Source organism: Aestuariibaculum scopimerae (assembly GCF_059428085.1).
Genome location: NZ_CM182089.1, coordinates 3,955,326 through 3,967,103, shown reverse-complemented (window position 1 = coordinate 3,967,103; position 11,778 = coordinate 3,955,326). Strand labels below are relative to the sequence as shown.

Below are 11,778 nucleotides of genomic sequence, written 5' to 3'. Positions count from 1 at the left end.
TATTAATACTTGTGGTTTTGTTAGTTAGTCTTTTATGATTAAGAGAAAAAGATTCTCTTATTCCCCCTTAGGATTGCAAATATGTGAACAAAATTCTTAAAAAAAAAATCATTTGCTATTGAATTTTTGCAAATTTTTGCTCATGTTTATCCTCTTGCCGAAGCTACAAAAAAATATTTAATTAACCTTATGAAAATCGACGAAATACAAATAAGAGTGAGATATGGTGAAACCGACAAAATGGGCATTGTATATCACGGTAATTACGCACTATATCTTGAAATGGGGCGTATTGAGTGGTTGCGTAAATTAGGAATTTCTTATAAAAGCATGGAAGAAAATGGTATTATGCTACCAGTAGTTTCTTTGTGTATAAACTATAAAAAATCAGCAGGTTATGATGATGTAATTAATGTAAAAACTCAAATAAAAAAGATACCCACTGTAAAAATTGAATTTGCATATGAAATTACGAATGAAAAGGGTGAGATTTTAACAACTGCTGAAACAACTTTGGTGTTTATTGATATGAAAACCAATAAACCGGTTATAGCGCCACAATATATTTTGGATGCTCTTAAGGAGTGAGTTTTAAATTTGAAAGTTAGGAAGAAGCATAGTTTTAAAGTAAATTCCTGTTAATATTTGTTAAATGGTTTTACTTCTGTTGGTCCGCTGATCCTTCGCTGATCCTTCGCTCATCTTATACTCGTCATTTTTTCTTAATTAATTCTTAAAATGTCGATTTCGTAAAGATGGTTAAATGTTTCGAAAATTGATTGTGCTTCTTTTTTTCTAACGGAAATGGTTATTAGGCAATCCAATTCTAATTTTTGGTCTACAATATCCAATTGTTTTTCTTTTATAATTCGCATGACTGTATTCATGTTTTTATAACCAAAGCTAATGCGATACTGTATGTTGATTGTCTTTTGGGTGATTTTTGAAGCTTCCAATGTTAGTTGTGCTGTTGTTTTATAGGCATTTATTAAACCGCTTACACCCAGTTTAACGCCTCCAAAATAACGTACTACTACAATTAATATGTTGGTTAGGTTAAAGGATTGTATTTGTCCGTAAATAGGCATCCCAGCAGAATTGTTGGGCTCACCATCATCGTTGGCTCGATAGCTAATGGTTTCTGTACCTATTTGATAGGCATAACACCAATGTCTTGCTGCATGGTGTTCTTTTTTTAGGGCATCAATATGGTGTTTTACATCTTCTTCGGTAAAAACGGGATAGGCATATCCAAAAAACTTGCTGTTTTTGTCTTTAAACAAGATAGATTTGGTGGTTGTTTCTATGGTTTTGTATGTGTCTTTTTCGTCCAAAATATTTAAAATAAGTGGTGTTTTATTTTAAAAACATTACAAACATCATCTTTTTTTGGATTAATGTGCCATGTTTTAAACCCTAAAAGGTTTGCAGTTTTAATATTGTCTTCATTGTCATCTATAAATAAGGATTGGTTTGCAACCAGCTTATTTTTTTCTAAAACAAACTCGAAAATATCGCGGTTAGGTTTTCTTAAATGAATTTCATGCGATAGGTAAAAGGCATCAAAGCAGTTTTTAAAATCGATGTAAAACGGCACGTGTTTTTTAACCCAATCAATGTGGAGCTCGTTAGTATTGCTCAATAGTATAAGTTTGTATTTATTACTTTTTTTAAGCTGCTGTAAAAAATCTAAACGCTGTTTTGGAAAATCTTTTAATAAAAAATTCCAAGTGTTTATTAATGTTTCCTCTGAAAGATGCGGGAAGTTTTTGGTATAACATGCTACAAAGGCTTCGGTGGTAATAAGTCCACGTTCATATAGGTTGTTGTGTTTGGTTATTTCTTCAGGGAGTATGTCAAGTTTAAACTTATTTTGTGCATAAGCCATAGCTCCTTCAATATCTAAATTGATGAATACGTTTCCAAAATCGAAAATAATGGTTTTAATCATTATAGTACACGTTTAGAATATCGTTTATAATGGTTTCTTCATGTATTAATCTTCCCGAAAACATGGGGGCTTTGATGCCTTGTTTAAAGGTGTTTGGGCCTGTAAAAATGCGGGCTTCATCCCACAGGTTTTCGTTAATGAATGTTTGTAGTATTTGTGCGCCGCCTTCTATAATTACAGACTGTATATTGTTTTTGTACAGGTTGTTGCAAATTTGTTGACCAATGTTTTTAGAGTCATCCAAGTCATGTTTGCTAATCACCAAAGTTTTTGCAGCGTTATTGAAAACCGATAGTGCTTTAGGTAATTTCAAGGCTTTGTCTAAAACAATCCGAATGGGGTTTTGTCCAACCCAATCTCTAACAGTTAAGCTAGGGTTATCCTGCAAAACGGTATTGGTGCCCACTAAAATAGCCTGTTCTTCGGTACGCCATTTGTGTACCAGTTGCCTAGCATATATATTGGTGATCCACACTGGTTTTTGCTCGTTTTTTGTTTTTGGGGCTATAAAACCATCGCTAGTCTGGGCCCATTTTAAGATAATATAGGGGCGCTTTTTGTTGTGGTAGGTAAAAAAACGTTTGTGGTGCTCTCGGCATTCGTTTTCTAAAACGCCAACTATTACATGGATGCCTACTTGTTTTAGTTTTTCAATACCCTTTCCTGCAACTACTTCATTATCATCAATACACCCAATAACTACATTTGGTATTTGGTGCTTTACAATAAGATCACTGCAAGGAGGTGTTTTTCCATGATGAGAACAGGGCTCTAAAGTAACGTATAGTGTAGCTTGTTTTAAAAGCGATTTGTCCATTACACTATTAATGGCATTTACTTCGGCATGGTTACCACCATAGGCACTTGTAAATCCTTCCCCAATAATTTGGTTGTTGTAAACAATAACGCTCCCTACCATTGGGTTGGGGCGGGTTGTTCCTAAACCGTTTTTGGCAATTTCAATACAACGTTTTATGTATGTTTCATGCTGTGCCAACTGCCTGTTGTTTAATTTTATGATACGTCATTTATTTGTGCAGTTAAAAAACATGCATATTGTTGATAAGATTATAAATCGCTTGTCAAGCATTTTTTCAGATTTAAGTATCTTCACAATCGTAAAATTACACATTTTAAAGTGAGCAAAGATAGCATAGTTATTCGAGAAATTGAACCTGGTGACAATGCCGCTATTGAAGCGGTTATTAGGGCTTGCTTTCATGAATTTAAAATACCCATGGAAGGTACGGCATATGCTGACCCTGAAACGACCAATATGTATGCATCTTATCAAGATGCCAATGCTGTTTACTTTGTTTTGGAACAGGCGGGAACTGTTCTGGGTGGTGGTGGTATTAAGCCGCTTAAGGATTTTGAAGCGTCTGTGTGTGAAATTCAAAAGATGTACTTTTCGCCTATCGCTAGGGGTAAGGGCTATGGTAAAGTTTTGTTTCAAGCTTGTTTGGATGCTGCTAAGACTATGGGGTACAAACAATGTTATTTGGAATCGGCTTCACAACTCAAGGCGGCAATACATATTTATGAAGCATTTGGGTTTAAGCATATATCTGGTGCTTTAGGTAATACAGGACATTACTCTTGTGGTGTCTGGATGATTAAGGATTTATGAAATTAAAGGCTATACAACATAAGTTCCATGAGGCATTGGATACCATTTATGGTAAGGAAGAGGTGGATAGTTTTTTTTACATTCTTACAGAATCTTTTTACAGGGTTTCTAGAATGACCCTAGCCTTGGATCCCAATATGGTTGTTGTGGATGAAACACAAATCCTTGAGGCTTTGGAATTATTAAAGCAACAACAACCTATACAATATATATTAGGAGAGACCGAATTTTTTGGTTTGCCTTTTAAGGTTAATGAACAAACCTTAATTCCTAGACCTGAAACGGAAGAATTGGTTGAGTGGGTACTGCACCAGGAGTTTGCAATACACCCCCCCATAAGCATTTTAGATATTGGTACGGGTAGTGGCTGTATAGCCGTAACTTTGGCAAAGCATTTACCTAAGGCAACAGTATATGCACTGGATGTTAGCAAGGAGGCTTTGGAAATTGCCAAGCAAAATGCAGTATTGAATGCCGTAAACATAAAATTTATTGAAGCCAATATTTTAAATTCTGAAACCTGGAGTCCTGAGTTCCATGAACAGTTGTTCGATATTATTGTGTCTAACCCTCCTTATGTAAGGGAACAAGAGAAGCCATTAATGAAGCCTAATGTTGTGGATAATGAACCGCATTTGGCCTTATTTGTAAAAGATGAAAACCCGTTGTTATTTTATAAGGCTATTACACGTTTTGCGAATAGCAATTTAAAGGACAAAGGTTTGTTGTTTTTTGAAATCAATGAGTATCTTGGTGGCGAAATGATACAACTGTTAACCCAGAATAATTTTAAGAATATTCAATTAAAACAAGATGTCTTTAAGAAGGATAGGATTATTAAAGGCGAAAAGCAATAGCTTGATATATTTATGACTGTAGAGCAACAAATAAAACAACTTCGAGATGAATTAAACCAGCATAATTACAATTATTATGTACTGGACAACCCTACGATTTCAGATTATGAGTTTGATATTAAATTAAAAGCACTTCAGGATTTAGAAAGAAAGCACCCTGAATTTTTTGACATTAATTCCCCAACCCAACGTGTAGGAGGGGAGATTACCAAAAATTTTGAGACCATTCCACATGAAAATCGAATGTATTCTTTAGACAATTCTTATTCAAAAGAAGATTTACAGGATTGGGAAGTTCGTATAAAGAAAATAATAGAAGGTACTATTGCTTATACTTGTGAGCTAAAATATGACGGTGCTTCTATAAGTTTAACTTATGAAAATGGTATTTTGGTAAAGGCTGTTACCCGTGGTGATGGTTTTCAAGGCGATAATGTTACCACTAATGTTAGAACAATAAAATCGGTGCCCCTACAACTAAAAGGCGATTATCCTCCCAAATTTGACATTCGTGGTGAAATTATTTTGCCTTTTGATGGTTTTAATAAAATGAATGAAGAACGTATTGAGATAGGCGAGGAACCTTATAGAAATCCTAGAAATACGGCATCGGGAAGTTTAAAGTTACAGGATAGTGCTGAAGTGGCTAAACGTCCACTAGAATGTTTGCTTTACAGCATTACTGGCAATAATTTGGGAATAGAGACGCAGTTTGAAAGTTTGGAGAAAGCCCGACAATGGGGTTTTAAAGTGCCAAAAGCAGCCAAGTTGGTCAATTCTATTGATGGTGTTTTGGAATTTATAGATTATTGGAATATCCATCGTCATGATTTGCCTTATGAAACGGATGGGGTAGTTGTTAAGGTAAATGATTTACGGCAACAAGAGGAATTGGGTTACACTGCTAAAGCCCCACGTTGGGCCATGGCCTATAAATTTAAGGCAGAACAAGTCTCTACGCGACTTAATAGTATTACCTACCAAGTGGGCCGAACAGGAGCCATTACACCGGTTGCTAATTTAGAGCCCGTTGAATTAGCGGGTACTACGGTAAAAAGAGCCTCTTTACACAATGCAGACCAAATTGAAAAGTTAGATATTAGGGTGGGCGATGAGGTGTACGTTGAAAAAGGCGGTGAAATTATTCCTAAAATTCTTGGGGTCGATTTAAGTAAGCGCCCTTTAAACTCACAACCAACACAGTATATTACGCATTGCCCTGAGTGCCATACCGAATTAGTGCGGCAAGAAGGAGAAGCCCAACATTATTGCCCTAATTATAATGGGTGTAAGCCCCAGATTATAGGTCGTATACAGCATTTTATTTCTAGAAAAGCCATGGATATTGAAGGATTGGGTGGCGAAACGGTTGCTTTATTGGTAAATGCAGGGCTAATAAATAATTATTCAGACCTCTATGAATTAACAAAAGAACAAGTGGTGCTCTTGGAGCGTATGGCCGATAAAAGCACGGACAACCTTATTCATGGTATAGAACAATCTAAAAACATTCCTTTTGAGCGGGTTTTGTTTGCGTTGGGTATTCGATATGTAGGTGAAACGGTTGCTAAAAAACTGGCAAAACACTATAAGCGAATAGATGCTATTGCTGCAGCCTCTGAGGAAGATTTAGTTAATGTAGATGAAATTGGAACTAAGATAGCAAAAAGTGTACTTGCCTTTTTTGCTTCTGAAGAAAATCTATTCATAATAAATAGGCTAAAGCAGTTTGGGGTACAATTAGAAATGTCAGCCGAGCAATTAATGGGCCAGACCGATATTTTAAAAGGCCAGAGTATTGTCGTTTCAGGAGTTTTTGAATCGCTTTCAAGAAATGAGCTCAAAAAGCTAATAGAGGATAATGGCGGAAAAGTGAGTAGCTCTATTTCTTCTAAGACTAGTTTTATTGTTGCAGGCGATAATATGGGGCCGAGTAAAAAGAAAAAGGCAGAAGATTTGAATATTTCTATTATAAATGAGTATGAATTCTTACAAAAAATAGAAAACACAACCAAATAAATCGATAAAATGTATTTTTTTGTCGTTTAATTGTAAAATTATTTTATATTTGTGCTTTAAACCATAAATTGCTATTATGGACAAAACGAAAATTATGATAGGTTTGGTATCCCTAGTTTATTTAGCCTCTGTGCTGTTTCAATTTAGTGGGCACGATACAGCGGCTTACTATTTGGGATCATTGATTTTGCCGATTATTTCGCTAATATACTTTTTTAATGTTAAAAATAAGTCTCTTTATTTTAGTCTGTTCCTGATATTTTTTTCTGTTTCAGATTTAATGGTTTTTTTAGAGGATTATGTGCCTTATAAGATTGATTATTACTTAGGTAATTCACTATACATTTTGGCATACCTTTTTTTATTAATAAAAATTTGCCAATCTATAAACCTGTTCCATGTTTTAAAGAATTATAAAATCCATTTAATTGTGTTGTTAGTGTTAAGTGTGTACATTGTTTATGTATTGCAGGTTATTGTTAATCCATTTGTAGAGATGTCTAACGAATACTATGTGGAGTTGGTTTATAATATTGTTATGTTGTCCTTATTGTCGGTGGCACTTCTCAACTACTTTTATAACGATAATGTAAAATCATTATACTTGTTTTTAGGAGCTTTGTCCATTGTATTTGCTGAGGTAATTTGGATAGCATATACCTATATTTCTGAAAGGAACTTATTGAATGTACTGTCTACTACTTTGCATTTAATAGCGTATTACTTCTTTTATCAGCAATCTAAACTTTTAAATGAGAGCAGGGAAGATGTGAACATGTTGGTAGACCAATAAATTAAAAAGTGACTTTATTTCTTTAAAAAGGGAATGTCTTTTTTGTATAAATATAGAATGATGGTCGATAGCATAAATGTTATTAGGGCTGTTGCAAACAGGACACCACCATCATTGTTTATTTCTACGCCAAGTGTGGTTAGGTGCATGCATATGGCGCCTCCTATAACCCCCAGGGTTATAACGGCTCCGGCCCAAACGGTTTTTGGTACCAATAGTAGTATACCCGCTATTAATTCTAATATACCAATGCTTATCCTGCCATAAGGTTCTAAGCCTACTTTTTCAAAAATAAATACACTATCAGGATGTGCTGTAAACTTAAACCGTAACGTTTGTATTAATATAATAGCAACCAAAATTCTTAATGCTAATGGCAAGTACTTTTTCATGGGTGTTTCATTTATATGTAATTTGTAATTAAGCACTTAGACGTATTTAGTAATTTAACTTATCAGTATAATACCCTAAATATTTAAAAAAGGGGTGTTTTGATGAATTTCATCGATTAAGTGCTTTTTTTATACGATTAAATCAAAAAAAATAGTATGTTTGGTATAACCTACTTAATTTAAATGTTATGAATAACTACCCAAAACTTAGTTTTAATGGTGTGTTTTTGAGTGCTTTATTATTGTTGATGCTTGTTAACATTATTGGAGCGGTTTTACAAAACGCTTACGCACTACTTTTATTTATTCCCGTTTTATTTCTGTTGTTTTTTAAAAAGTATAAGGTTATTGGTATAGCATTTCTGTCTTTTTTAATGTTCTCGTTTTTAGGAGATGTAACCTCGTTGTTTTTTCCAGGGGAAACCTTTATTAAGACCTCAAGTGTTTTTTATCTGTTAAGTTATTTGTATTTAATAATTATTGCCTTTCCAAGGTTTAAGGTTGTTGAGGTAGACAAGTTGGTAGGTGCTTATTTGCTTACTGTCTTTGCCATTTCTGTTTATTTTTTATATATCACTTACACTTTATTACATGTGGTTGTTACTGATAATACAGAGGTATTCTTATTTGGTGCTAAAAGTTTCGTATTAATTGTATTGGCACTTATATCTTTTGGTGCTTATTTAAACACGCAAAGCAGACCCAGTACGTTATTTTTGGTAGCAGTTATTTTCTTGTCGTTTTCTGCGGTTTTAAACTATATAAATATTTACTATTTGTATAATTTGAATTTTGTAATTATAGAGAGAACATTGTATGTACTTGGGCTCTATTTAATGTTTAAGCATGAAATTATAGCTAGGGCAGCTAAGAGAGCTACAGTGGCAAACCAAAAATATTACTCAGATAATATTTTGGCTTAGACTATTATAGAGATGCCTTCTGCTGATTTGTTCTTATCGGCATCAAAGTAAAAATCTATTTTACCAAGATTAATACCATAGCACCCTACTTGGTTTACAAGCATGTTTTTACCATCAATGTTCCTAACTACGGTAGGTTTTTTTAGAAAAGTATGCGTGTGCCCACCAATAATCAAATCAATGTCCCTTGTTTGTTTAGCCAATGATAAATCGCTTATTTTATTAGGGTTGTTTCCGTAGTAATAGCCCAGATGTGATAAACATATGATAAGGTCGCATTCTTCTTCCTGTTTTAGAATACGTGTCATATCCTGGGTAATTTCAACAGGGTCTAAATACTTTGTTTCTTTATACATGGCAGGATCCACCAAACCGTCCAGTTCAATGCCAAGTCCAAAAACCCCAATCTTTATATTATCTTTTTTAAAAGTCTTGTAGGGTTTAACATGAGTATCCATTATAGTGTTAGAGAAATCGTAGTTGGCAGATATAAAATTAAATTTAGCGTGTGGTAGTTGGGCATACAAACCATCGATGGCATTATCAAAATCATGATTTCCAATGGTAGCAACATCATACTTTAATTTGCTCATTAATTTAAACTCCAGCTCACCACCATAATAATTAAAATAGGGAGTGCCTTGAAAAATATCTCCTGCATCCAATAGCAGTGTATTGGGGTTTTCTTGTCGCAAAGTATCAATTAAACTAGCCCGCCTGGCAACACCACCTTTATTGGCATTCCTACCATCTTCAGGACCAAAAGGATCTATGTGACTATGCACATCGTTGGTATGCAATATGGTAATTTTAGATGTTTTTGGCTTGGCAGTAAAAGCACTCAAACCAAAACCACCTAGGGTTACTAATGCTGTTGTAGCAGTTGTTTGTTGTAAAAAGTCTCTGCGTTTCATGTTTGGAGTTTCAAAGTTTCAAGGTTTCAAAATCTTCTAGGTTCTTGTTCATAATTATTCAACTTGAATGAACCGGTCATCTCTAACGGGTGCGATCGTATCTACCTTTTTAAAATAATCAATTAGTACATTTCGTATTTTGTAGTTCATGGTATATACGGTATCGTTTGGTTTAAAAAATGTCATATTATCACCACCATTGTATAAATAGTCGTTAGTGGCCACATAGTAAATCTTATCTTCTTGAAATCTTTCGCCATTAATGGTGGCACTTGTTACATTGTAATCACCATCAATTACCAGTTTTAACTTTGATATGGGATGTGCTTTTTTGGTTTTACTTAAGTAGTAGGCCAGACTATCCATTTGTGGTTTTTTAAGAGCTACAATTACAATGCTGTTCTCAAAAGGCATTAACTCATAGGCTGTTCGAGTTTTAATATCTCCTTTAGATATAATGGATCGAATTCCTCCATGGTTTAGCAAAACCATATCGATATTTTTACCTGTTCTTTTATTGAATATGGGGTTTGTTTCAGAATATACAGCATCTGCCATAAAATTTCCAATGGCTGTGTTAAATGCACCGTCAGATTTAGAATAGGTATCCTTAGCGTATGCCAAAATACTATCCAAATCGTTCTCAATATGTTCTCTAAAAGGTTTGATGTAAGCTTCAATTTCTGGGTTGAGGGGCAAACTGTCAGTAATTTGAATTTGTTTGCCCTCAATTTTAGTGAGGTGCTTTTTTGGTTGTGCACAATTAAAAAATAGTGATATATATAACAAATAAATTAAATATGTAAACCTCATATTTTTAATAGATTTATTGGGTGTACTTTTGCTACCTTTGCGCAAAGTATAAAGATAAATGATTTTAAAGGGTTTTAAGGAAAAATCTAATAAAAAGTATTTAAATAAATTGTTATCAAATAGGCACGTAAGTGTTACTGATAATAAAGTTAATAGTTTAGGAATTGTTTTAAACTTAGATGAAGAAAGTGATTTTGAAAAGTTTAGACAACTGGCAAGCTTTTTAAAAGTACGTCCCAATAGATTGAAAATTATAGCTTATACTGCTTATAAAAAGGAAAATTTAAATTCTTGGGAATTGTGTTTTGATTCTAAGGATTTTGGTTGGAATGGAACTATTAATAATATTGAATTGAAATCGTTTTTAGATACCAAATTTGATGCTTTAATAAGTTATTATGAAGCTGATATTTTGGAATTGAAATTAATAACGGCACTATCGGAATCTGCACTTAAAATAGGCATTTTACAAACCGATGAGCGTTTAAACGATTTAATTATAAAGACCAATTTAAAAGAATTTGATGTATTTAAAGATGAAGTTTTTAAATACCTAACTATATTAAATAAGATTAAAAATGAACAGTAAGTTTCTAGGAACTGGAGTTGCTTTGGTTACACCTTTTAAGCCGGATTTAAGTGTAGATCACGACGCTTTGGCAAACATTGTTAACTTCAATATTGATAACGGTACCGAATACCTTGTAATTTGTGGAACCACAGGCGAAAGTGTTACACTAACCAAACAAGAAAAAAAGGAGGTTATTGACACGGTTGCTAAAGCTAACCATGGCAGGGTACCAATGGTTCTAGGTATTGGTGGTAACAACACGGCACAAGTAATAGAAGAAATTAACAGTACAGATTTAAGTGGGATGGATGCCATCTTATCGGTTTCTCCATATTATAGTAAACCTACTCAAGAGGGGATTTACCAACATTTTAATGCTATTTCACAGGTTTCGCCTATAGACATTATTTTATACAATGTTCCAGGGCGTACCTCAAAAAACATAGAACCCCAAACAACCCTGCGTTTGGCAAACGATTTTGAAAACATCATTGGAGTTAAAGAGGCGGGAAATAATGTAGCACAGTATCTGCAATTACTAAAGGACAAACCCGATGATTTTTTGATAATTTCTGGTGATGATGATCTGGCCTTGGGAGTTGTTTTAGCTGGAGGCGCAGGTGTGATATCGGTTATCGGACAAGGGTTTCCAAAAGCATTTTCAGAGATGATTCGTTTGGGGCTCAAGGGGGATGCCAAAGAAGCATACAAGCTGCATTACCGGCTAATGGATGTAATAGGGTATATTTTTGAAGAAAACAACCCTGCGGGTATTAAAGCAGTATTTGAAGCTTTAAATCTATGTAATGATACCGTAAGGTTACCACTAGTGCCAGCATCTACTCAACTAAAAGAAAAAATTAAAACATTTGTAAATAGTTTTTAGTTCTGTTAAATATTACTTAAACCTTATGA

The 11,778-nt window shown here is 34.1% G+C and carries 14 protein-coding genes; 8 read left to right on the top strand and 6 right to left on the bottom strand.

Annotated features, from left to right (window positions below; translation table 11 throughout):
• Positions 1–189 precede the first annotated feature (189 nt).
• Positions 190–588 carry an acyl-CoA thioesterase gene (locus tag AC5SR4_RS17170; protein WP_495357501.1) on the top strand — a complete coding sequence of 133 codons (399 nt, stop codon included), beginning with the start codon at positions 190–192 and terminating at the stop codon, positions 586–588.
• A gap of 134 nt (positions 589–722) precedes the next feature.
• Here AC5SR4_RS17170 and AC5SR4_RS17165 read toward each other — a convergent pair whose 3' ends face one another.
• Genes AC5SR4_RS17165 through ribD form a run of 3 tightly spaced genes read right to left on the bottom strand, consistent with a single transcriptional unit; the run spans position 723 to position 2,948 of the window.
• The gene (locus AC5SR4_RS17165) at positions 723–1,334 is read right to left on the bottom strand and encodes an IMPACT family protein (protein WP_495357500.1); all 612 of its coding nucleotides are present in this window, start codon (positions 1,332–1,334) and stop codon (positions 723–725) included.
• A 5-nt stretch (positions 1,335–1,339) separates the two neighbouring features.
• Positions 1,340–1,951 carry an HAD family hydrolase gene (locus AC5SR4_RS17160; protein WP_495357499.1) on the bottom strand — a complete coding sequence of 204 codons (612 nt, stop codon included), beginning with the start codon at positions 1,949–1,951 and terminating at the stop codon, positions 1,340–1,342.
• Positions 1,944–2,948, bottom strand: coding sequence for a bifunctional diaminohydroxyphosphoribosylaminopyrimidine deaminase/5-amino-6-(5-phosphoribosylamino)uracil reductase RibD (gene ribD, locus AC5SR4_RS17155; RefSeq protein ID WP_495357498.1), 1,005 nt, complete (start codon positions 2,946–2,948; stop codon positions 1,944–1,946). The genes AC5SR4_RS17160 and ribD overlap by 8 nt, the downstream gene beginning before the upstream one ends.
• A 141-nt stretch (positions 2,949–3,089) precedes the next feature.
• Between ribD and AC5SR4_RS17150 the strand changes: the two genes are divergently transcribed.
• The 4 genes from AC5SR4_RS17150 to AC5SR4_RS17135 all read left to right on the top strand — a co-directional run bounded on the left by AC5SR4_RS17150 (position 3,090) and on the right by AC5SR4_RS17135 (position 7,250).
• Entirely contained in the window at positions 3,090–3,581 is a 492-nt protein-coding gene (locus AC5SR4_RS17150) for a GNAT family N-acetyltransferase (protein WP_495357497.1), read from the top strand.
• Entirely contained in the window at positions 3,578–4,438 is an 861-nt protein-coding gene (prmC, locus tag AC5SR4_RS17145; protein ID WP_495357496.1) for a peptide chain release factor N(5)-glutamine methyltransferase, read from the top strand. Before AC5SR4_RS17150 ends, prmC begins: the two co-directional genes overlap by 4 nt.
• Positions 4,439–4,450: 12 nt before the next feature.
• Complete coding sequence (gene ligA, locus AC5SR4_RS17140; protein WP_495357495.1) at positions 4,451–6,457, top strand: NAD-dependent DNA ligase LigA; 2,007 nt, start codon at positions 4,451–4,453, stop codon at positions 6,455–6,457.
• A 76-nt stretch (positions 6,458–6,533) separates the two neighbouring features.
• Positions 6,534–7,250, top strand: coding sequence for a hypothetical protein (locus AC5SR4_RS17135; RefSeq protein WP_495357494.1), 717 nt, complete (start codon positions 6,534–6,536; stop codon positions 7,248–7,250).
• 14 nt (positions 7,251–7,264) lie between these two features.
• Here the strand turns inward: AC5SR4_RS17135 and AC5SR4_RS17130 are convergent, their stop codons facing one another.
• Positions 7,265–7,642 carry a DoxX family protein gene (locus AC5SR4_RS17130; protein WP_495357493.1) on the bottom strand — a complete coding sequence of 126 codons (378 nt, stop codon included), beginning with the start codon at positions 7,640–7,642 and terminating at the stop codon, positions 7,265–7,267.
• A 188-nt stretch (positions 7,643–7,830) separates the two neighbouring features.
• On the opposite strand from AC5SR4_RS17130, the gene AC5SR4_RS17125 reads away from it, so the two are divergent.
• Entirely contained in the window at positions 7,831–8,565 is a 735-nt protein-coding gene (locus AC5SR4_RS17125) for a hypothetical protein (protein WP_495357492.1), read from the top strand.
• Here the strand turns inward: AC5SR4_RS17125 and AC5SR4_RS17120 are convergent.
• Both AC5SR4_RS17120 and AC5SR4_RS17115 read right to left on the bottom strand, forming a co-directional pair.
• A complete protein-coding gene (locus AC5SR4_RS17120) occupies positions 8,562–9,479 on the bottom strand; it encodes a bifunctional metallophosphatase/5'-nucleotidase (protein WP_495357491.1) in 918 nt (305 codons plus the stop codon). The genes AC5SR4_RS17125 and AC5SR4_RS17120 overlap by 4 nt on opposite strands.
• Positions 9,480–9,533: 54 nt before the next feature.
• Positions 9,534–10,292: a 5'-nucleotidase C-terminal domain-containing protein gene (locus AC5SR4_RS17115; protein WP_495357490.1), complete on the bottom strand. Its 759-nt coding sequence runs from the start codon at positions 10,290–10,292 to the stop codon at positions 9,534–9,536.
• A gap of 58 nt (positions 10,293–10,350) precedes the next feature.
• Between AC5SR4_RS17115 and AC5SR4_RS17110 the strand changes: the two genes are divergently transcribed.
• Both AC5SR4_RS17110 and dapA read left to right on the top strand, forming a co-directional pair.
• Positions 10,351–10,881 carry a DUF6913 domain-containing protein gene (locus AC5SR4_RS17110; protein WP_495357489.1) on the top strand — a complete coding sequence of 177 codons (531 nt, stop codon included), beginning with the start codon at positions 10,351–10,353 and terminating at the stop codon, positions 10,879–10,881.
• Positions 10,871–11,749, top strand: coding sequence for a 4-hydroxy-tetrahydrodipicolinate synthase (gene dapA / locus AC5SR4_RS17105; protein ID WP_495357488.1), 879 nt, complete (start codon positions 10,871–10,873; stop codon positions 11,747–11,749). The genes AC5SR4_RS17110 and dapA overlap by 11 nt, the downstream gene beginning before the upstream one ends.
• Positions 11,750–11,778 lie beyond the last annotated feature (29 nt).